The following is a 22252-nucleotide window of genomic DNA, read 5'->3' as shown; positions in this document are numbered from 1 at the left end:
ATGGCACAACTTTTGGACGGCAAGCACTTAGCTGACTTACGAGCTACTAAACTTAAGCAAAAGGTAACCCATTTAAAAAGTGAGGGCATACAACCCTTATTCTGCGTAATTAATATTGGTAATGATCCCAGTAGTAAAATTTATTTAAGAACTAAAAAAAGACGAGCAAAAGAGATCGGCATCAAACAAAAATTGTTTCAATTATCGTCTTCTGTGACACAAAAAGAGCTGCTAAGTTTGATAAATTGTCTGAATGAAGAAGAAAAAGTCAATGGTATCATGATTCAATTGCCTGTACCCGAGCAGATTGACTTAAATGAAGCTCTGGCTGCGATTGACCCTGAAAAAGATGTTGATTGCTTAACTCCCGCAAATGTTGGCCGCTTGTGGCGCGGTGACCATTTTGTTGAACCTGCAACTGCGCATGGCATTTTAACACTATTAGATTATTATCATATTGAGTTGAAGGGTAAGAATGTGGTTATTATTGGTCGCAGTAGTATAGTGGGCAAGCCCCTCGCGGCACTGATGCTTGAGCGGGATGCAACTGTATCAATTCTGCACTTAAAAACTAAAAAATTATCCGAGTATACTAAGAGAGCAGATGTGTTGGTTGCTGCTGCAGGACAGCCTAATCTGGTAAAAGCAGATATGGTAAAAAAAGGTGCTGTTATAATAGATGTAGGAATAAATCGCTTTAACGGCAAAATAGTAGGGGATGTTGATTATGCTCATGTAACCAATGTCGCTAGCTATATCACCCCTGTTCCAGGTGGAGTAGGTCCATTGACAGTTGAATCTTTAATGGAGCAGGTAGTTCAGTTGACAAGGAGAAAACATGGAAAATAGTAAGTATCTTACGGTTTCAGATTTAAATTACTATATCACACAGAAGTTTAAAAATGACCCGTATTTACATAAAGTTTTTCTTCAAGGAGAATTATCAAACTTTCGCTTTCGCCGCAATTCACACCAGTATTTTTCACTGAAAGATGAAAAATCTAAGATTAATGTGGTAATGTTTCGCTCCTATTTTGATAAAGTGAAATTTAAACCAGAAGAAGGTATGAAAGTTTATGTGACAGGATATGTAAACGTTTATAGTCCGCAAGGTTCTTATCAATTTTATGCAGAATCGATGGAACCGGCAGGACTGGGTGCATTATACGAGCAGTTACAGCAGTTGCAACAGAAATTAGCAAAAGAAGGCTTATTTGATAAGCAATATAAAAAGCCTTTGCCGCATTATCCCGATTATATCGCTGTTGTAACCAGTGCCGCGGGAGCAGTTATTCATGATATTCTGGTGACAGTGAATAGAAGATTTCCTCATGCTGAAGTTGATTTATTTCCGGCTCAAGTTCAAGGAGATACTGCCGCGGATTCATTAGTGGCTGCTATGAAACAAATAGCTCAATTCAAAGATAAGTACGATGTCATGATTATTGGTCGAGGTGGCGGTTCTCTTGAAGATCTGTGGCCCTTTAATGAAGAACGAGTCGTTCGTCAGGTTTTTGACATGAAGATGCCAGTCATTTCCTCTGTTGGTCATGAAACGGATACGACCCTATGCGATTTAGTGGCTGATGTGCGTGCAGCTACTCCAACTGCGGCTGCCGAATATGCTACACCAAATTTACCTGATGAATTAATAAGTATTAGGCAATTGCAGAACGCTCTTGTTTCCAGTATACAAAATATTATTAGGGTGCGCCGCGACACTTTAACTCGTATCACTAATTCTGTCATTATGCGCGAACCTGCCAGACTTTATGATGAACAGGCCCAAACTCTCGATATCCTGCGTGACAGGCTTCACAATAATATGGTGCACCAGTTGGAAAATGGGCGCCACGATTTTCAGCTGACAAACCAAAAGTTAATAGCAGTTAGTCCTAATAAAAAAGTAACTTCTTTACTGCAGCAGATTGATTTTTGTCAGCAAAAGCTAATAACGAGTATCAAACATTTTTTACAAGCAAAAAGCAATATTTTGGGACAAACTGCTCAGCAACTAGATGATTATAGTCCGCTTAAGACTTTAAATAGGGGCTACACCTATGTCACTGATAGAGCAGATAAAACGATCAGTTCAATTAGCCAGACCAAAGTTAAAGATGAAGTCAATATCCATTTCAAAGACGGACAAGCCAAAGCTATAATTAGTTCAACTAGGAGAAATAAAAATGACAACGAAGAAAAATAATTTTGAAGAGGAATTAGCAGAATTGCAAACAATTGTTAATAATTTGGAAAAAGGTGATGTGCCGCTTGAAGATGCCCTTGAGCAGTTTCAAGCCGGTGTAAAACTAAGTCGTGATTTAAATAAAAAGTTAACTGCAGCTGAAGAAACTGTGGCTAAATTAATTGACAGTGATGGTACGGAACATAAACTTGATCCAAATGACGCTGCAGCACCAGAAAAATAGAAGAGAATCATTATGACTTTTAAAGAATTTAAAGCAACTTGGACACCAATTATTGACAGCTATTTAGCAGATCATTTAAAAAGTGAAGTTAATGATACTAAGATTAGTCAGATTATGTCTTATTCCGTAATGGCTGGAGGAAAAAGGCTTCGTCCTTTACTGTTTTTGGCAACTTTAGATGCCATTAATTCTCAAATAAACGATGAAGAAATTAGAATCGCTTGCGGAATTGAACTTATTCATACTTATTCATTAATTCATGATGACTTGCCCGCTATGGATAATGATGATTACCGCAGAGGTAAATTAACTAGCCATAAAAAATGGGGTGAAGCCGAAGCGATTCTTGCTGGGGATGCCTTGCTGCCAATGGGCATAAAATGGATAGCACAAGGAAGCAATTCAGCTAAATTAGTAGCAATAATCACTGAAGCAGTTGGTCCCAACGGTATGGTTGGTGGTCAATATTTAGATATTGATTCTACCAATAACAAAAGTGTGGCTGATAACTCTGATTTTATTAACAAGATGGAATGGTTAAAAACAGGCTGTTTAATTAAGGCCTGCGTTGAAATGGCTGTTGAACATGGCAATGCCAGTCCTTCTCAAAAAGAGTTGCTACTGCAGTTTGCTCAAGATTTTGGCCGCTCTTATCAAATTTATGATGATTTAGTCGATGTAGTCGAAACCAGTGCAGAAGCGGGTAAAAAGACACATAAAGATTTGGAAAGCGGTAAAAATAACACGTTGACCTTGCTTGGAATTACCAAAAGCCGAGTAGAATTGAATAAATTAATAGCACATGCTCAAAACTGCTTAAAAGACATTAATTCAGACATTTTGACCGGCTTTCTTGATTTATATAAAAAGGTACTGTAATGACAAAACAAAGAGCAGACGTTTTATTAGTTAAGCAGGGAATATTTAATTCTCGAACTCAGGCTCAGCGAGCTATTATGGCAGGATTAGTTTCTGATCATAATCATCAAAGAATTGATAAAAGTGGTACTAATTTTCCAATAGATGAAACTTTTTTTGTCAAACAATCAGGTAAAAAGTATGTTTCTCGTGGTGGGTTTAAGCTTGCGAAAGCTTTAAAATCTTTTCAAATTGATTTAACAAACAAAATTTGTCTAGACATTGGTGCATCTACTGGTGGTTTTACAGATGTTGCCTTACAAAATAATGCCAAAATGGTCTATGCGTTAGATGTTGGTTATAACCAACTAGCATGGCAATTGCGTGATGATCCGCGTGTGATAGTGATGGAAAAGCAAAATTTTCGCTATAGCAAGCCTTCTGACTTTACCCATGGTTTGCCTGATTTTGCCATGACAGATGTTTCATTTATTTCACTTGATTTAATTATGCCGCCGATGTATCAGATCTTAAAAGACCAGTGTGATGCTGTTTGCCTAATTAAGCCCCAATTTGAAGCGGGTCCTGATCAAGTAGGCAAACATGGTATAGTTCATGATCATGCCGTCCATTGCAGCGTAATTGAGCATACCATAAAAAAAGCACGCGAAATTGGTTTTAACGTTCTTGATCTTGATTATTCGCCGATAAAAGGTGGTAAAGGTAATATTGAATTTTTAATTCATTTACAAAAAGACGAAAAAGATGGCGGCAAATTGCTCTGGGCTAAGAGACCAGAAGATATTGTTGCACAGGCCGTTGCCAATCTTTAGGAGAGGAATATGTTAGTTGAACTGGATATTAAAAATTTTGCCATTATTAAAGCATTGAAGGTTCGCTTTCAAGAAAATATGACTGTATTAATTGGTGAAACTGGTGCTGGTAAATCAATTATTATTGATGCAGTTTCACTATTGATGGGCGGTCGTGGCCAAAAGGAAATGATCCGTAGTGGTGAAAAAAAGGCTGTGGTCACTGGTCTGTTTGAACTGGACCATGAAACTAAAAAGATTACTGAACTTTGTGAACAATATGGTATACCAGATTCGGAAGAGCAATTGATTATTAGCCGTGAATTAGCTGCTAAAGGAAGAAATGTCGTGCGCATCAACGGTCAACTGACTACGATTAATGTTTTACGCGAACTGGGTAATTATTTAGTTGATATTCATGGTCAAAATGATCAACAAATTTTAATGGATCAGGATAGACAAATTGATCTGGTGGATAATTACGCCTCTTCCAAATTTAAGCAGGAGCTTGCCCAATACCAAACCGATTTTAGTAATTGGCAAAAATTAACTGCTCAAATTAATCATTTACATCAAGACGCACAGGAATTGGCACAAAAGCAGGATATTTTATCTTTTCAAAATGAGGAATTAACTAAAGCTGATTTAAAGGATCCTCATGAAGATGATGAGCTTGAAGACGAATATGATGAGTTAAATAATTATCAGAAAATTGTTGATACAGCCAACTATTTAATGCAAATGTACGATGATGAAGATCACGGCATTGAAACTTTACTTGGAAAAGCGCAAAATGCTGCAAATGAATTGGCTGAGTACGGGTCTAAGTTTAAAGATATAGCTAAGACAATTGATGACGGAGTTTTCGCTATCAGCGATGCCCGTAGTGAACTGTCAAATGTCTTAGATGATATGGATTTTGATGAAGAAAGATTTCAGTATGTTTCAAATAGGCTGGATCTGCTTAACGGTTTAAAGAAAAAATACGGTCCTTCATTAGAGGATGTATTTGCATTTTATGCCAAAGTACAAAAGAAACTGGGACAATATGAAACTGGCGGACTTGACGAAGAAAAATTGCAAAAACAGCTGGGAGAACTAGAAAATAAATTAAAAGTTGAAGCACAGAATTTGCATGAAATTAGGAAAAATGTCGCTTCCACTTTGGAAAAGAAAATAAAACAGGAATTGGCAGATCTTTATATGGCTAAGGCCCGTTTTAGTATTGATTTTTCCAAAACTAAGACTTTTACCAAGAAGGGCACCGATGATATTGTCTTCTTAATAGCGCCAAATCCCGGTGAAGAATTAATGCCGCTGGTCAAGATCGTCTCTGGCGGAGAGCAATCACGGTTAATTCTGGCTTTGAAGGCAATTTTTAGTAAAGTTGAACCAGTGGGGACAATGATTTTTGATGAAATTGATACTGGCGTCTCCGGTCGCGTTTCCGCGGCAATTGGTCAAAAATTGCATTCAATTGGTGAAAATAAACAAGTAATTGCGATTACACATTCACCCCAAGTAGCAGCTGCGGGAGATCAGAAATATTTGGTAGCCAAGAAAGTCAAAGATGGTGCTACTTATACTCAAATTGGGCCTTTAACTCAGGAAGAAACAATAACTGCAATTGCAGAAATGATGGCTGGTAGTGACGTGACGCAGGCAGCTAAACAAAATGCTAAGGATCTGATGAGGAGCTTTAAAAGAAAAAAGAAATAACAATATTGAAAGGCAAAAGAATGAAAGTTATTGAAAGAATTACTTTAAATAACGAGGAGACCAAACAGGCTATTGGTTTAAATAAAAAAATAAATAAAGCTGATAACACCTATTCAAATATTTGTTTAAGCAACAAGTACAACTATTTTAGTGATATGCCAACATTTGTTTTAGCTTATGAGGAACAAAAGTTAATCGGTTTAACAATGCTATATGCTGATGACGGTCCAAATGAAGAAGTAGAAGTTCACTTGGTAGTTGATCCTGAATTTCGCAGGCACCATGTTGCTACAAAGATGTGGGCGCATGCCAAACAAATTATGTTGCAATATGGTTATCATAAATGGGAATTTGTGTCAGAAATAGTTTTTTTAGCAAAAAATCCAAACTTTTTAGCAAATTGTAACTTAACAGTGGTCAAAGAAGATTCTGATTATTACATGCAAACCTCAGAGCCAGTATCAATTGAAAAGACTGACAAATTAAATCAGGTTTTAGCAGTTAAGCCTTTAACAACGAACTACGTTGCTCAAGTTGCCACGGCACACAGTAACGCTTTTGGAGATGCCATTGCCACTTCTACTAAATACATCAAAAATTCCTTGTTGGATAAAGATACTAAAAGTTTTATTTTATTAAAAGATAATGAAATTGCTGGCTATTGTGCCGTTGATCATGGTGATAATGAAGATTACTTTTTCGGATTGTTTATTGATAAGCCATTTCGGGGACAAGGGTTTGGTACTTTTTTTATCAAAAAAATGATTGCAATTTTGCAAAAAGAAGGTAGCAGAGTTTTTGCTTTAAATGCTGACGTCACCAATAAAGCGGCTATTCATATTTATGAAAAAGCTGGTTTTAAAATATTAAGCGAAACATTGTATTTAAAAAGCCAAGAATCATAAAGATCCTTGACTAAATTTTTTATTAAATCCAGTTGTTTTAGGCAAAGTCAATGCGAAAGATTGAATCAAGATCAATTATTTTGATTATTTTTTTATTGGCTGAGCGCAAAACATACCTTCCCGCAGAAACTCGTCCTGTAATTTGACCAATCTCACTTAGACCATCTTGATAAGAAATCAAGACAAAAGAGTGTTGCATTAATGCTTTGTTGAGGGCAGCCAAAACTTCATAATTGTACTGACTGTATATGCTTAATCTATCTTCATCATAATCAAAAAAATAATGATATATTTTTCTTAGTGAATTTTTCATTATAAATGCCTCAATTTAGACCGAACATTCGTTTGACTATCAATATTATAAGAACATTTGTTCAAAAACACAAGTATTAAATCAAATATTTTTGGTAAAATCCAATATACTGCTTGCTAGTTAATTACATAAAATTGTCAAAACTTGAAAATATTTTCATTTTAGTGCAAACTAGACGTAATAGCTTTTGATAGGGGAGTATGGCATGGCAGAAAAAGGTTTGTTACTTGTCCTTTCGGGACCTTCGGGAGTTGGAAAAGGTACCGTTAAAAGTGCAATTGTGGAAAATAAAGTCTTTCCGTTTGAGTATTCAGTGTCAATGACCACTAGAAAGCCTCGACCTGGTGAAGTTAACGGCAAAGATTATTATTTTGTCACTCAAGAGCGATTTGAGCAGGCTATCAACCAAGGTGAACTTTTGGAGTATAATCAATATGTAAATAATTTTTACGGTACTCCATTGGCACCTGTAAAGAAGATGCTTAATGAAGGTAAAGATGTTTTACTAGAAATTGACGTCAACGGTGCGCAAAAAGTGCGTGAGAAGATGCCTGATGGTGTTTTTATATTTTTGACACCGCCTGACTTGCATACATTACATTTGCGGTTGGAAAATCGGGGCACTGAATCCGAAGATGTGATCATGGGCAGAATTAAGCAGGCTCGGCATGAGATTCTAGTTATGCAGGATTATGATTATGCTGTGGTAAATGATACCGTGGCTAATGCTGTTGATCACATTAAAGCTATCGTCGATGCGGAACATGTAAGTGTTAAACGCGTAATTGATACATATCGTAAAATGGTTAGGGAGGATTAAATTGAGAGTTACATATCCATCTATAGATAAATTGTTGGCTCAAGTTGATTCAAGATATTCATTATCAGTTTTAGCTGCTAAGAGGGCGCATGAGTTGGAAGACGGTGAGCCTGAGGCTTTAAAAAATTATAAATCGCAAAAGCCTGTTGGCAAAGCTTTAGAAGAAATAGAAGCTGGCAAAGTTACCGTTGATCCCAATCATCGCGAGGTTAATCAGTAATTAATAAAATTTTATGACCTCCATCCTAAAAGAGATGGAGGTCATTTTTTCAAGGTGATTTAATGATTGCGCAAGTTATTGTTGATGTTGCTGCTAAGCAAACAGATCGAGTTTTTGAGTATCATATCCCTGATGAACTGGGCGAAGTAGAGGTTGGTTCGCGCGTTTTTGTGCCTTTTGGCCCGCGGAAAGTACAAGGATTTGTAATTGGTCTAAGTACAAAAAGTAAATATCAAGGTGAATTAAAAGACCTACTTTTGGTGGTGGATGAGATGCCGCCTTTAACCAAAGAATTAATTACGCTTTCCCAAGCTTTAGCCAATCACGTTTATTCATATCGCATTTCAATTTTAAAAACTATGCTGCCTAGAGTTATGCGGGCAAATTATCGCAAAATTCTGGTTCCAGTGTCTGCTAAAGCCAAAAAATTACGTCTGTTTCAAGGGGAACCACTTGATTTAAATAGAGTGACTAACAACAAGCAAATTGCTGAAATTCGCCATCTTTTACGCTCAAATGATGCTAAAGTCGAATACCTGGTGGAAAATCGCGCTAAAGTTAAAACTGAAAGCCAATATTTATTAACAAAAACAAAAGAAGATTACATAAATATATATGAAGCGATACGCTCAAACGCCACCAAACAGAAAAAGCTGGTCATGTTTTTAATTGAAAATTATGCCAAGTTTCCTCTTTTACAAAACGAGATTGAGCAAGATGCCAAAATTAATACTGTTTCGTTAACTAATGCTGTCAAAAAAGGTTGGCTTAATAAAAAACAGGTGGAAATATATCGTAATCCGCTAGATGACTATGATGAAGACGAAAATCAAAATAAAAAGATTATTTTGAATCCTGATCAGAAAAACGCATTAAGAAAAATTATACCGATTATTAATGAAAAACAAGCGCAGACTTTTCTGCTGGAAGGTGTGACCGGTAGTGGCAAAACCGAAGTATACTTAAATGCTATTAGTGCAACTTTAAAAATCGGTAAAAATGCACTCATGCTGGTACCGGAGATTTCTTTAACACCACAAATGGTAGAACAAGTCAAAAGTCATTTCGGTGAACAAGTTGCTGTTTTGCATAGTGGCTTGTCTGAAGGAGAATTATATGACGAATGGCGCCGAATAAGACGGGGTGAAGTACGTGTTGTTGTGGGAGCCCGTAGTGCTGTATTTGCACCATTAACAAATATCGGGTTAATCGTAATTGATGAAGAACACGAATCTTCCTATAAACAGGAAGATAATCCCCGTTATCATGCGCGCGATGTTGCCATTTGGCGCAGCAAATACAACTCATGCCCTTTACTATTAGGTAGTGCAACGCCGGCACTTGGGAGCAGAGCCCGTGCACAAAGGGGAGTCTATCAATTACTGCGGCTGCCACAACGTGCAAATAAACAAAGTTTGCCTGAAGTAAACTTAATTGACTTAAAAAAAGCCAACTTTACTGATGGTCAATTTGACTTGTCTGTTGAACTCGTCACGGCAATAAAAAATAGAATGGCAAATAAAGAACAAGTTATTCTAATGCTAAATCGACGTGGTTTTGCCAACTTTATGCTCTGTAGAGAATGCGGCTACGTAATGAAATGTCCTAATTGTGATCTTTCGTTAACAATGCATAAAGATACACAAAAAATGCAGTGCCATTATTGTGGCTATACTGCTGCTATTCCAAGAGAGTGTCCTAATTGTCATAGTAAAAATATTCGTTTTTTGGGTACCGGTACGCAAAAGGTCATGGCAGAACTCAATAAGTTAATACCGGAGGCGCGTATTTTACGTATGGACGTTGATACCACCAGACGAAAAGGTTCTTTTAAAAAAATATTGGATGCTTTTGGTGATCATGAAGCAGATATTTTACTGGGTACACAAATGATTGCCAAAGGGTTAGACTTTCCTAACGTTACTCTTGTAGGAGTGATTAATGCTGATACTGGTCTGTGGGTGCCTGATTACAATGCCTCTGAGAGAACATTTGAGCTTTTGACTCAAGTAGCAGGTAGAGCAGGCCGAGCCGAAAAAAAGGGTGAAGTTATCATACAAACTTTTAATCCTGATCACTATGCCATCAAACTGGCGCAAACGCAGGATTATGAACGGTTCTATCAATATGAAATGCGTGTGCGCCACGCAGGCAATTATCCACCTTATTTTTACACGGTTTTAATTTCAGTTGCTGCTAAAAAAGAACAAAATGCTGCTCGCGAAGCATATAAAATAAAGAATTGGTTGCAGCCACAATTAAACCGTCAAACGATTGTATTAGGACCAACTCCCAGCGCAATTTCTCGCTTAAAAAATCAATATTATTATCAAATACTGGTAAAATATAAAAAAGAGGATCAACTCAACCAATTATTACACCAAATTCAAGATTCTGCGCAAAAGGTTAAAAAGTATGGTTTATCTGTTTATATTGACAATGAACCGGAGCGCATTATGTAAAGGGGATATGTTTAATGACATCAATAATTTTTCTGGGAACGCCGAATTTTGCTGTTCCTATTTTAAAGGCACTTTCCGACAGTAATTACGAAATTAAAGCCGTAGTAACTCAACCTGACAAAAAAGTGGGCAGAAAACAAAAACTAACGCAGTCTCCAGTAAAAGAACTGGCTGAAAAGTTAAATTTGCCTGTTTTTCAACCTGCAAAATTAAGTAAATCAGACGAACTTAATCAATTAGTTGAGATGCATGCTGATTTGGTAATTACCGCTGCTTATGGACAATTTTTACCCACTAAGCTTTTGCAATCAGCTAAAATTGCTGCTGTTAATGTTCATGGTTCACTTTTGCCTAAATATCGTGGAGGAGCACCAATTCAATATGCTCTTATTAACGGTGACCAAAAAACCGGCGTAACTATTATGGAAATGGTTAAGCAAATGGATGCCGGGGATATTTATGCACAAGAGGCTATTGCTATTGATGAGAATGATACTGCCGGTACGTTATTTGAAAAACTGTCATTACTGGGGCGTGACTTATTACTGAAAACATTGCCTCAAATAATTGCTAATCCGGAAAATAAAAAGGCACAAGATACTAGTAAAGTAGTTTTTTCTCCTAATATTAGCAAAAAGCAGGAGCAGATCACTTTAAATATGACAGCAGCTGCTGCCAATAATTTAATTAGAGGACTAAATCCTGATCCAGGTGCATATCTACTAGTTGATAACAAAAGGTTTAAAATATGGCAAGCTCAAGTTGCCCAAGATAAAACTGCTTTGCCAGCAGGCTGCGTAGTGGCTAATAAAGACCGCTTTGCTATCAGTTTTGCGGACAACACTGTTTTAAATTTAATTGAAGTTCAACCTGCTGGTAAGAATAAAATGGCGATTAAAAGCTTTTTAAATGGTCAGGGCCAAAAGTTTAAGATAGGTGAAAAAATTGTCGACTCTTAAAAGTGCCCGAGCGGTGGCTTTGCAGACGCTTATCCGTGTCTTAGATGATAATTCCTATTCCAATATCAGTTTGAATAATAACTTAATAAAAAGTAACCTTTCACAGGCTGACCAGAATTTTGCCGCTAGAATAGTTTACGGTACTATTCAAGAGAAAATATATTTAGAGTATCAATTGCGGCGTTTAATCAAAACTAAGCTAAAGGAAAATTACCTTTATCCCTTGCTTTTGCTGTCTGCATACCAGATTTTTTTCATGGATAGTGTTCCTAACAGGGCGGTTTTGAATGAAGCCAACAAATTAGCCAAAGAATTCGGCAAGAAACATTCTGTGGGCTATAAAATTGTGAATGGTATTTTGCATTCTTTAATCAGACAGGGCTCAGTTCTACCAAGTGTAAAAGATAAAATTGATTATCTTAGTGTAAAAGAAAGTACTCCGAAATGGTTGGTAAGTTATTTGATTAGTCACTGGGGTGAACAAAGAGCTGCTAAAATTTTAGCCAGCATCAATAAAAGCGCTAAAAATACTGTGAGAGTTTCTCATTTAGCAGAGCAAAAATTAGTTAAGGAAAATTTAACTAATTTAGGTTTTGCCCCTGTAGATTCTGAAATAGCTAATGATGAATTGATTTTAGCCCATGGTGGAGTTTTTAAGACGCAATTATTTCATGAAGGAAAATTGACAATTCAAGATGAAGCTGCTAGTTTGGCAGTAAGTGCTTTCAATTTTTCTGGAAATGAAAAGGTACTTGATGCTTGCAGTGCTCCCGGCGGAAAGACGGTACAAATCGCTGAAAACTTACCTCAGGGGCAAGTTACTGCTTTAGATATCCATGAGAAAAAACTAAATTTAGTATTGGCAAACAGCAGGCGCATGAATGTCGCTTCTAAGGTGCTGGTTAAGCCACTTGATGCCAGAAAGGCTGATACAGTTTTTGACAAAGGTGAATTTGCTAAAATTTTAGTTGATGCACCATGTTCTGGTCTAGGTCTTATCAGGCGCAAGCCTGAAATACGTTATACTAAAACAAAGTCTGATCTTATTAATTTACAAAGAATACAACTTGAAATTTTGGATCATATTAGTTCCTTAATATCTGCTGGTGGTGAATTAGTCTATTCAACATGTACAATTACAAAAGAAGAAGACGAAGATGTAGTAAAATCTTTTTTAGAAACACATTCTCAGTTTGAGCTGCAACCTTTTACAGCAGGTAAATTATCGGCTCCTAGCGGCATGTTAAAGATTTTACCTGATAGTTATGATAGTGATGGCTTTTTTATTGCAAAGTTTATAGTGCGAGGTTAAAGTTTTGATTAAAACAGCATTTGCTTCTAGTATTGGACGAATACGCAAAAGTAACCAAGATTCCGTACAGGTTTTTAAGAATAAAAACAATGCTTTAATGGCAATAGTTTGTGATGGTATGGGAGGTCACCAGGGTGGCGATGTTGCTTCTACAATGGCTGTCAGCCATTTAGGTCATAATTTTGTTGATACCGATTTTTATGACTGTGATAGAGCACAAAAATGGCTTAACGTGCAGCTAAGTAGTGAAAATGAAACTATTTTGAAAACTGCTGACCGTTTTCCAGATCTCAATGGCATGGGAACTACTATTGTTTTGGCAATCGTTTTTGCAAATGAAGCTTTGATTGCACATTTAGGCGATTCACGTGCTTACGGCTATTCAGCTGGTGAATTTACCCAATTAATGGAAGATCACTCTCTTGTTAATGAGCTGGTAAAGTTGCACCAAATATCTAAGCAGCAGGCCAGAAACCACCCTCAAAAAAATATCATTACTCAATCTCTAGGAGTTTCAAGTACGATTGATCCCGAATATAGACAAGTAGCGCTAGGTGAAAATGATATTATTTTGCTATGTACAGACGGCCTAACCAACTCTTTAAGTGACCCTCAAATTCAGCAAATTTTAGCTACAAAAGACCTATCATTAAAAGAACGCTGCCAAAAATTAATTGATGAAGCCAACCGCGTTGGCGGTGAGGATAATATCACTGCTTGCCTAATTTTGAATGAAGGCGGTGATGAGCAGTGATTAATAAAGGCTATCTACTGGGAGATCGTTACCGGATTATTGATACGTTGGGCGAAGGTGGGATGGCTAATGTTTATCTCGCTGAAGATATTATCCTGCAACGCAAAGTTGCGGTAAAAATATTACGCTTAGATTTACAAAAAGAACCGCAAACATTAGCACGTTTTCAAAGAGAAGCTTTAGCGACAAGTGAATTAAGTCATCCGAATATTGTTATGGTGCTTGATGTTGGAGCAGATCACGGCCTGCCTTACATGGTCATGGAATACGTCGATGGTCCAGATCTAAAGGACTATATTAGGGCTAATTCACCTTTAAATTTAAGACTTGTAATTAAAATTATGGATCAAATTTTAAGTGCAATGTCTTTAGCGCATAAACATAATGTTATTCACCGCGATCTTAAGCCGCAAAACATTTTAATGGATAAGCATGGCAATATTAAAATTGCTGATTTTGGTATTGCAGTTGCCTTAAACCAAAATTCAGTTACTCAAACTAACTCTGCTATTGGTTCAGTGCACTACATGTCTCCTGAACAAACACGCGGTGGGCTGGTTACCAAGCAGTCAGATATTTATTCTTTAGGAATAATTTTATATGAATTAATTACTGGACATGTACCATTTAATGGCGATTCAGCCGTTTCTATAGCTTTAAAACACGCTCAGGAGCCAATTCCTTCAATTAGAAAGCAGGATCCTGAGGTCCCTCAAGCGCTGGAAAATGTTGTTTTAAAAGCAACTGCCAAAGATCCAAGAGATCGCTATCATTCTGCTAAACAAATGCAAGATGATTTAGATACTAGCCTTAATCCCAGCCGCGCTAACGAACCGCTTTTTAATCCGACACATGGTAATAATAATGATGAAACAATTATTTTACCTAATTTTAAGCCTAATTCTAAGCAAAAAGAAGAAATAAAAGAGGACCAGACCAACACTGAGAACATGACAGAAAATTCTCACCCCAAAAAAGCCAGTTTTACGCAGGCAATGCGCAAGCATAAATGGTGGTGGCTGTTTATCGGTTTTGCTGCCGTTTTAATTGCTGGGTTAATGATTTTTGTTCTGACCAATAATAGTCGTAAGGATGTGCGCATACCTGATGTAACAAATTTAAGCGAAAAAAAAGCCCGGAATGAGCTTGAAAATGTAGGCTTAAAAGTTGGTCGAATAAAGCATAAAAGTTCTGATAGTATTGATCAGGGTAAAGTCATTAAGACTACGCCTCCAGCAGGTTCACAAATAAAGCGGGGCAGATTTATCGATCTTTATGTTTCTGACGGTGCCGGCATGGTTAAAGTACCGGATGTGACTGGGGATGAATATGAAATTGCAGTTGAAAAACTAGAAAAGATGGGTTTTGAAGTAATTCGCGAAAATCAGTTTTCTGCTAGCGTGCCACCTAATCATGTTATTGGGCAGAGTATTGCAGCAGATGTTGAAGTCAAACCTACACAAACTACTATTACTTTAACCGTTTCAAAAGGTAAAAACGATCGTGCCAAGCATCATATGATTAAATTGCCGGACTTAAAAGACTATTCCTTAAAAGATGCCCAAGAATATGCCCACAAGCATGGACTTACTTTGCAGGTAAGTTCAGCATACTCGTCTAAGGTAAAAAAGGGTATGATAATTTCAATGAGTCCAGCTGCAGGAACAGAAGTACCACGTGGAAGTACAATTTCTATCAGTGTTTCCGAAGGGCAGAAAAAGGAGCGCAATCTTACTGCAATTAAAAACTTCACAGTCAGCTATGAAAATAATGATGAAGATGATTCCGATAACAATCGTGGCAATCATATCCAAATTTACATTGCAGATGACAATCATTCAATTGACGACATATATCGCGATTTATACATTAAACGAGATATGAACTTTTCAATCCCGTTCCAGCTTAAAGATGGGCCTGGCGCACTTAAGGTTGTTCGCGACGGTCAAACTATTTTAAGTGAGAAGGTCAAAAATGGCTAAAAATACTCAAGGAATTATTATTGGCCTAATCGCCGGTTTTTATGATGTGCAGACTAAAAGCCGGGTTGTGAGAACTAGGGCTAGAGGAGTTTTTCGCAAAAATAAATTTAAACCTACTGTAGGAGACCACGTTGAAATACAAATAGATGACCAAGGTACCAGTTATTTAGTGAAAGTTTTGCCACGTAAAAACTTGATTGGTCGCCCTGCATTAGCGAATGTTGACCATGTCCTGCTGGTAATTTCAGCAGTCGAACCAGATTTCTCATTGCCACTTTTAGACAGGTTTTTAACTTTCTTTTCATGGCAAAATGTGGCAGTAAGCATCTATTTATCTAAAAGCGACTTAACCAAGTCAGAAGAACTTAAAGATATTAACGAAAATCTTGCATATTACCAAAAAATCGGTTATGAAATTTACTTAAGCCAAGAAGCAGTAAATAAAGCACTACCGGTTAATATCGGTTTTGAGCAAATTTGGACTTTAGCTGGTCAATCTGGTGCCGGTAAATCGACTTTGATCAATTCTCTCAAGGAAGATTTAGCGCAAAAAACTGCTGCTATCTCTACAAGTTTAAATCGTGGTAAACACACTACCAGGACGGTACAACTTTTTAAATTAGGTAACGGCTACCTAGCTGATACGCCGGGATTTTCTGCTATTGATCTAACTCCGATAAAATTAAACCAATTATGTGATTATTTTATTGAGTTCAAAAAGGCCAGTCAAAACTGTAAGTTTAGGGGATGCCAGCACATAAATGAACCTAAGTGTGAAGTAAAGCAGTTAGTTGCAGAAGGACAAATAAAAAAATCCCGGTATGAAAATTACTTATTAATGCGCAAAGAAATCGAAAATGGCAGATTACCTGAATATTTAAAATAAGGAGGAAAAAATTGATTGCACCATCAATCTTAAATATTAATAATCTTGATCTTAAAGATGATATTAAAATAGCAGCTAAGGCTGGTATAACACGTTTTCATATTGATATTATGGACGGACATTTTGTACCGAATTTGTCCTTTGGACCTCAGCTTGTTTCAGATTTTAAAAAAGATTTTCCTCATTTAGAGGCCGAAATTCATTTGATGAGCAATAATCCAGACGTGTTAGTGCCTGCTTTTGTTAAAGCCGGTGCACAAATAATGCTGCTGCATTATGAGGCAATGAATGAAGCAAAGCTAAATTACTGGTTGGACTATCTCAAGCAAAATCACGTTAAGGCTGGTGTTGTTCTTAACCCTGATACCCCGATTTCTGTCCTAACTAAGTTTATCCCTAAACTTGATCAAATATTACTGATGACAGTTTACCCGGGATTTGGTGGACAAAAATTTATTCCTGAATCTGTCAAAAGGATTAGTCAGGTTAAAGAATTAGTTAAAGCTGATTTTCCGCTTGAAGTCGACGGTGGTATTAACGCCCAAACTGCAAAACAGGCAAAAATGGCTGGCGCTAATATTTTTGTGGCAGGTTCTTATCTTTTCTGTGAGGGAGATATTAATAAGCAAGTTGATGAGCTGGCGGAGATTTTAAAATGAAAGCATGGGCTCTTTTAGGTGCACCTAAGAAGCAATGGCCTAGCAATATTAAGGCAAAACTTTTAGCAGCTAAGAAAAGTAAAGATTTAATTATTGGCGTCGATCGGGGCGCAATTCTGTTAGAAGAACTGGGGTTAACTGCTGATTTAGCTGTAGGAGATTTTGATTCTCTACAAAAAGATGAGTTAGAGCAAATTGAGAGTAAGGTTAATGATATTAGGTATTCACTTCCAGAAAAAGACTTAACGGATAGCGAGCTCATTATGCGGTGTGCATTTTGTGATTATAATGTATCACATTTAGCTATTTTTGGAGCAACAGGGGGCAGATTAGATCATTTTATGTCTAACTTGCTGATGGTATTAAAACCTGGATTTAATCCTTTTGCTGAAAAAATAGAACTTATTGACCAGCAAAACTCAATTAAATTTTATAATGCTGGCAAGCACACGATATACCAAGAACCTGAAAACAATTATTTTGGCGTTGTCACTTTAACTGCAGTACAGCACTTAAATATTGCCGGTGCCAAATACTCTCTAGCTGACTTTAACGGGGATTATCCGATTTCTTTCAGTTCAAATGAATTTCTATCAGAAAAAAAGCCGCTTGAACTATCTTTAAAAAAAGGCACTGTTGCTGTTATTCAATCAAAAGATATTGATCGTTTTCAAAATATTTAAGAAACAAAAAACTAGCAGAATTGATTCTGCTAGTTTTTTTAAATTTATTATGCACGGGTAACTTTACCAGATTTTAATGTCTTAGTTGAAACCCATACTCGCTTAGGCTTGCCATCAACAAGAATACGAACTTTTTGAAGGTTTGGCTTCCACGCACGACGTGATGAATTCAGTGAGTGTGAACGTGTATTACCAAAAGTTGTCTTTTTGCCAGTAATATAATCTTTTGCCATTTGCTAAACCTCCTTTGTTGTGTTTTCATACTAAGTTAAGATAGCATAACTTTAAGATCATTGCAACTGCAAAAGTATTTTTTAAGAAGGGATTTTTGTATTTAAACTTGATTACTATGATAAAATAGATACATAATATTGAGAACAATGATACGGAGGTAAACATGGCTGTAAAAATCAAAACAAAAAATGGTTTGATTGATATTTCAAACGGAGTGATTGCAACTGTTGTTGGTAGCGCAGCTACATCCAATTATGGCGTTGTCGGCATGGCTTCAAAAAATGCTATCCGTGATGGTTTCGATGGAATATTAAATCGTGCAAATTATAAACGCGGAGTTGTTGTTAAATCTGAGGATAATAAGATTACGGTTGATGTTTATATAATTGTCGGCTATGGTCTTAAAATTTCCGAGGTCAGCCGCAACGTTCAAGATAGTGTAAAGTTTAATTTGAAAAATCAACTTGGGATTGAAACTAAAGCTGTCAATGTCATCGTTCAAAGTGTCAAAGTGCTTGACGAATAACTCAAGCGGAGGTTAGAAATATTGGTTTTAAAGGAAATAGATAGTAAGAAATTTAGAGATATGGTTCGCGTTGCTACACATAGACTTGGTCGCAACGCAGAGTTTATTAACTCTTTGAACGTTTTCCCAGTTCCTGATGGAGACACAGGAACTAATATGAACTTAACTATTGAAAGTGGTGCTAAAGCGGTTGCTCAAAACACAAGTAATAGTGTCGGTGATTTAACTGAAAGCCTTGCTAAAGGGATGTTGATGGGAGCACGCGGCAATAGTGGGGTTATTTCTTCCCAACTTTTCAGAGGCGTTTACAAAGCAACTCAGGGTATGAAAACTCTTAATGCACAGGAGTTGGCAAATGCTTTTTCTAATGGTGTTGCAACAGCTTATAAAGCCGTGATGAAACCAGTTGAAGGTACTATTTTGACCGTTGCTAGAGTTGGTGCGCAAGAAGGCGCCAATAAGGCCAATGAAACCGATGATGTTGAAGAAGTTATGAAAGCAATCGTTGAAGGTGCAAAAAAGGCGCTGAAGACTACACCAGACTTATTGCCAGTTTTAAAGCAAGTTGGCGTAGTTGATTCAGGTGGTCAAGGACTGCTCTTTATTTATGAAGGCTTTCTAGAAGGTCTTCTTGGTGAGGAATTTGCTGATCGCTACCAGCCTGATGAAGGTGAAATGGATGAAATGATTAATGCAATGCACCACCAGTCAGTTCAATCTCAACTTTCAACTCAAGATATTGCTAATGGCTACTGTACTGAAATTATGGTTGACTTAACTGCCGATGTTCCTAATAAAAAGACATTCAATTTAGATGAATTTCGAGATCACTTATCTAAACTAGGAGATTCGCTTTTAGCTGTTTCTGATGACGAAGTAGCTAAGGTTCATATTCATACTGAGCATCCTGCTGCCATTTTTGCTTATGGAAGTCAATTCGGACAGCTGGGAAAAATCAAAATTGATAATATGCGGATCCAGCATGAAACAATAGTTAATAATAGTGAAGAAAATCAAGAAAGCGTTGATTTTGCAGTAATTGCTGTTGCTTCCGGAAATGGTATTAGAAAATTATTTGAGAGTGAAGGAGTAAACCGCATTATCTCTGGTGGTCAAACAATGAACCCTTCAACTCAAGACATTATTGACTCCATCAAAAAATCAGGTGCTAAGAAGGCTATTGTAATGCCTAATAACGGTAATATTATCATGGCAGCCAAACAAGCAGCAGAAGTTAGCGATATACCAGTTGGCATAGTTCCTACAAAAACTATTTCACAAGGTTTGACGGCAATGCTATCATTTGATCCTGATGATTCTCTAGATGATAACGTAGCAAACATGACTGATGCACTTGATACAGTTGTTTCAGGAGAAGTTACCAAAGCTAACCGTGACACTACTATTAATGATATTGAAATTCATCAAAATGACTTCTTGGGCATCGTAGACGGTGATATTAAAGTTGCAAATACAGATTTAATCACTGCTACCTCAACAATGATTGAGAAAATGCTTGATGAAGATGCGGAAATTATTACTGTAATGTACGGGCGCGATTCTAATAAAAAAGAAGCTCAACAACTTGTAGATGCTGTTAAGAAAAAGCACGACGACCTTGAATTTGAAATTCATGACGGTGGTCAACCCGTATACAACTTTTTAATTTCTGTTGAATAATTATGATTGCAAAAGAACTATTTGCTCCTGTGACTGACTTGAAGGGTGTCGGTACTAAAACTGCCGCCGCACTTGGTAGTCTAGGAATTTATAGTATTTATGATTTGTTATATTATTTTCCATTTCGCTATGATGAACTGCAGACAATTCCACTTGACCAGATCATGGATGGTCAAAAGGTAATGTTGAAAGGAATTGTAGCGACTGAAGCTTTTGTGAGCCGCTTTGGATATAAAAAAAGCAAATTAAGCTTTAAGTTACGAATTGACCATGATGTTGTCATGGTCAATTTTTTTAATCAACCGTGGTTAAAAGAAAAGGTCATTGTTGGTAAAGAAGTAGCAATTTACGGCAAATATAACGTGGCGCGCCAAAGTCTGGCAGCGTTTAAATTTATAGCTGCTAAAGAAAATGACAATGGTATGGCACCAATTTATTCGGTAAATCGCCACATTAAGCAGAAAAAATTAGTCGACATAATAAATATTGCTTTAACCGAATTTTCTGACAATGTGGCGGACATTGTTCCGTTATCAATTAGGCAAAGGTATCGGCTGTTACCTGAGCAAAAAATTGTGCAGCAGATGCATCATCCGCAAAATTTGACAGAAGCCAAATTAGCTAAAAGAAGTGCCATTTTTCGAGAGTTTTTTATTTTTCAAACCGAACTGGCAGAATTAACAGAACTTAACCCGCGTAATCAGGGATATGCCAAAAAGTACGATTTAAAAGAAATTGCCAAGCTTACCAAAGCATTGCCCTTTGAATTATCGCCAGATCAAAAAAAAGTGATTAATGAAATATTTGCTGATCTTTTTTCTCCAATTCAAATGCAGCGGCTGTTGCAAGGGGATGTGGGTTCCGGTAAAACAATTGTGGCTGTCTATGCAATTTTTGCCGCAATTACGGCTGGTTATCAAGTGGCGCTTATGGTGCCTACCGAAATCCTAGCCGTGCAGCATTTTAAAAAAATTGATGAATTACTAAAGCCTTTAGGTGTGCGCTGCGCATTATTAACGGGTACTACAAAAACTTTGGAACGAAGAGAAATCTATCATGAGTTAACTGAGGGCATAATTAATGTAGTAATTGGTACCCATGCTTTAATACAGCCAAATGTGATTTTTAAAAAATTAGGATTGGTGATTATTGATGAACAGCATCGTTTTGGTGTCAATCAAAGACAAGCTTTAATTAATAAAGGCAATCTCCCAGACATTTTGGCTATGACTGCGACGCCAATTCCGAGAACACTTGCTTTAACTGTCTATGGTAATATGACCATTTCAGAAATACATCATTTACCAGCTGGTCGTAAAAAAATAATTTCTTCGTGGAAAACAAGTACACAAATGGATCAAGTGTATCAATTGATGCGAGAGCAGTTAAAGCAGGGCTTTCAAATCTATGCCGTCACACCGTTAATTTCAGAATCTGAAGTTCTTGATTTAAAAAATGCTGAACAGCTTTTTACTAAATTAAGACATGATTTTCCGCAAGAACAAGTTGAATTGTTGCATGGACAAATGCCTGGAAATAAAAAAGATGAAATTATGAATGATTTTGCGGAGGGCAAAATCAACATCTTAGTGACTACCAGTGTGATTGAAGTTGGAGTTGATGTGGCTAATGCGAATATGATGGTAATTTTTAATGCTGATCGTTTTGGCATTAGTCAATTGCACCAATTAAGGGGGCGAATAGGTAGAGGAAAAACTCAAAGTTATTGTATTTTTTTGGCCGATCCCAATACTCAAGCCGGTAAAAAGCGAATGAAAATCGTGGCATCAACTACAGATGGTTTTAAATTAGCTGAAGAAGATTTAAAGATGCGTGGTGAAGGGGACTTATTTGGCAAAGCGCAGTCTGGCTTACCGGAATTTCAAGTTGGCAGTGTAGTCAATAATTACGAAACGATGGTCGTTGCGCAAAAAGAAGCTAAAAAATTAATTAGAACTGATCCTTCATTAAAGAATCCAGCAAATGAAAATTTAAAGCAAGTGTTAGAATATAAACAATTACAACAAAAAAGAACTTAG

Annotated in this window: 22 protein-coding genes; 20 read left to right on the top strand and 2 right to left on the bottom strand. The window is 36.9% G+C overall.

The annotated features are described in order from the left end of the window. Genes LACWKB8_RS05590 through LACWKB8_RS05560 form a run of 7 tightly spaced genes read left to right on the top strand, consistent with a single transcriptional unit; the run spans position 1 to position 6723 of the window. Positions 1-849: a tetrahydrofolate dehydrogenase/cyclohydrolase catalytic domain-containing protein gene (locus LACWKB8_RS05590; RefSeq protein WP_038523156.1), complete on the top strand. Its 849-nt coding sequence runs from the start codon at positions 1-3 to the stop codon at positions 847-849. Further along, positions 839-2206, top strand: a complete 1368-nt coding sequence (gene xseA / locus LACWKB8_RS05585; protein ID WP_038523153.1) for an exodeoxyribonuclease VII large subunit — start codon at positions 839-841, stop codon at positions 2204-2206. The genes LACWKB8_RS05590 and xseA overlap by 11 nt, the downstream gene beginning before the upstream one ends. Continuing rightward, the gene (locus tag LACWKB8_RS05580; RefSeq protein WP_038523150.1) at positions 2187-2429 is read left to right on the top strand and encodes an exodeoxyribonuclease VII small subunit; all 243 of its coding nucleotides are present in this window, start codon (positions 2187-2189) and stop codon (positions 2427-2429) included. Before xseA ends, LACWKB8_RS05580 begins: the two co-directional genes overlap by 20 nt. Positions 2430-2441: 12 nt before the next feature. Then, positions 2442-3308, top strand: coding sequence for a polyprenyl synthetase family protein (locus LACWKB8_RS05575; RefSeq protein WP_038523147.1), 867 nt, complete (start codon positions 2442-2444; stop codon positions 3306-3308). Beyond that, complete coding sequence (locus tag LACWKB8_RS05570; RefSeq protein ID WP_038523144.1) at positions 3308-4120, top strand: TlyA family RNA methyltransferase; 813 nt, start codon at positions 3308-3310, stop codon at positions 4118-4120. The genes LACWKB8_RS05575 and LACWKB8_RS05570 overlap by 1 nt, the downstream gene beginning before the upstream one ends. Before the next feature lie 9 nt (positions 4121-4129). Continuing rightward, positions 4130-5818, top strand: a complete 1689-nt coding sequence (gene recN, locus LACWKB8_RS05565; protein ID WP_038523141.1) for a DNA repair protein RecN — start codon at positions 4130-4132, stop codon at positions 5816-5818. A gap of 20 nt (positions 5819-5838) precedes the next feature. After that, positions 5839-6723, top strand: coding sequence for a GNAT family N-acetyltransferase (locus tag LACWKB8_RS05560; protein ID WP_166484947.1), 885 nt, complete (start codon positions 5839-5841; stop codon positions 6721-6723). A gap of 37 nt (positions 6724-6760) precedes the next feature. Here LACWKB8_RS05560 and LACWKB8_RS05555 read toward each other — a convergent pair whose 3' ends face one another. Continuing rightward, a complete protein-coding gene (locus LACWKB8_RS05555) occupies positions 6761-7036 on the bottom strand; it encodes a hypothetical protein (protein ID WP_038523135.1) in 276 nt (91 codons plus the stop codon). A 205-nt stretch (positions 7037-7241) separates the two neighbouring features. On the opposite strand from LACWKB8_RS05555, the gene gmk reads away from it, so the two are divergent. The 10 genes from gmk to LACWKB8_RS05505 all read left to right on the top strand — a co-directional run bounded on the left by gmk (position 7242) and on the right by LACWKB8_RS05505 (position 17773). Next, on the top strand, positions 7242-7856 hold the full coding sequence (gmk, locus tag LACWKB8_RS05550; protein WP_038523133.1) for a guanylate kinase: 615 nt from the start codon (positions 7242-7244) through the stop codon (positions 7854-7856). 1 nt (position 7857) lies between these two features. Further along, positions 7858-8076, top strand: a complete 219-nt coding sequence (gene rpoZ / locus LACWKB8_RS05545) for a DNA-directed RNA polymerase subunit omega (RefSeq protein ID WP_038523130.1) — start codon at positions 7858-7860, stop codon at positions 8074-8076. Positions 8077-8138: 62 nt separating this feature from the next. After that, positions 8139-10538: a primosomal protein N' gene (gene priA, locus LACWKB8_RS05540; protein WP_038523127.1), complete on the top strand. Its 2400-nt coding sequence runs from the start codon at positions 8139-8141 to the stop codon at positions 10536-10538. A 14-nt stretch (positions 10539-10552) separates the two neighbouring features. Beyond that, a complete protein-coding gene (fmt, locus tag LACWKB8_RS05535; protein WP_038523124.1) occupies positions 10553-11497 on the top strand; it encodes a methionyl-tRNA formyltransferase in 945 nt (314 codons plus the stop codon). Beyond that, entirely contained in the window at positions 11484-12809 is a 1326-nt protein-coding gene (gene rsmB, locus LACWKB8_RS05530) for a 16S rRNA (cytosine(967)-C(5))-methyltransferase RsmB (RefSeq protein ID WP_038523121.1), read from the top strand. Before fmt ends, rsmB begins: the two co-directional genes overlap by 14 nt. A 4-nt stretch (positions 12810-12813) precedes the next feature. After that, positions 12814-13563: a Stp1/IreP family PP2C-type Ser/Thr phosphatase gene (locus LACWKB8_RS05525; protein WP_038523118.1), complete on the top strand. Its 750-nt coding sequence runs from the start codon at positions 12814-12816 to the stop codon at positions 13561-13563. After that, positions 13560-15545 carry a Stk1 family PASTA domain-containing Ser/Thr kinase gene (gene pknB / locus LACWKB8_RS05520; protein WP_038523116.1) on the top strand — a complete coding sequence of 662 codons (1986 nt, stop codon included), beginning with the start codon at positions 13560-13562 and terminating at the stop codon, positions 15543-15545. Before LACWKB8_RS05525 ends, pknB begins: the two co-directional genes overlap by 4 nt. After that, positions 15538-16431, top strand: coding sequence for a ribosome small subunit-dependent GTPase A (rsgA, locus tag LACWKB8_RS05515; protein WP_038523113.1), 894 nt, complete (start codon positions 15538-15540; stop codon positions 16429-16431). The genes pknB and rsgA overlap by 8 nt, the downstream gene beginning before the upstream one ends. Before the next feature lie 11 nt (positions 16432-16442). After that, positions 16443-17090, top strand: coding sequence for a ribulose-phosphate 3-epimerase (gene rpe / locus LACWKB8_RS05510; RefSeq protein WP_038523110.1), 648 nt, complete (start codon positions 16443-16445; stop codon positions 17088-17090). Next, positions 17087-17773, top strand: a complete 687-nt coding sequence (locus tag LACWKB8_RS05505; RefSeq protein ID WP_038523107.1) for a thiamine diphosphokinase — start codon at positions 17087-17089, stop codon at positions 17771-17773. The genes rpe and LACWKB8_RS05505 overlap by 4 nt, the downstream gene beginning before the upstream one ends. A gap of 47 nt (positions 17774-17820) precedes the next feature. On the opposite strand, the gene rpmB is transcribed toward LACWKB8_RS05505, so the two are convergent. Further along, on the bottom strand, positions 17821-18006 hold the full coding sequence (rpmB, locus tag LACWKB8_RS05500; RefSeq protein ID WP_038523104.1) for a 50S ribosomal protein L28: 186 nt from the start codon (positions 18004-18006) through the stop codon (positions 17821-17823). A gap of 164 nt (positions 18007-18170) precedes the next feature. On the opposite strand from rpmB, the gene LACWKB8_RS05495 reads away from it, so the two are divergent. Genes LACWKB8_RS05495 through recG form a run of 3 tightly spaced genes read left to right on the top strand, consistent with a single transcriptional unit; the run spans position 18171 to position 22252 of the window. Then, positions 18171-18533, top strand: a complete 363-nt coding sequence (locus LACWKB8_RS05495; RefSeq protein WP_034981534.1) for an Asp23/Gls24 family envelope stress response protein — start codon at positions 18171-18173, stop codon at positions 18531-18533. 21 nt (positions 18534-18554) lie between these two features. Then, on the top strand, positions 18555-20213 hold the full coding sequence (locus tag LACWKB8_RS05490) for a DAK2 domain-containing protein (protein WP_038523101.1): 1659 nt from the start codon (positions 18555-18557) through the stop codon (positions 20211-20213). Between the two features lie 2 nt (positions 20214-20215). Beyond that, the gene (gene recG / locus LACWKB8_RS05485) at positions 20216-22252 is read left to right on the top strand and encodes an ATP-dependent DNA helicase RecG (protein ID WP_038523092.1); all 2037 of its coding nucleotides are present in this window, start codon (positions 20216-20218) and stop codon (positions 22250-22252) included.

This window comes from Lactobacillus sp. wkB8 (genome assembly GCF_000761135.1).
GTDB classification, from domain to species: Bacteria; Bacillota; Bacilli; order Lactobacillales; family Lactobacillaceae; genus Lactobacillus; species Lactobacillus helsingborgensis.
Note: the sequence above shows the minus strand (reverse complement) of the source record. Positions and strands in the feature narration are given on the sequence as shown.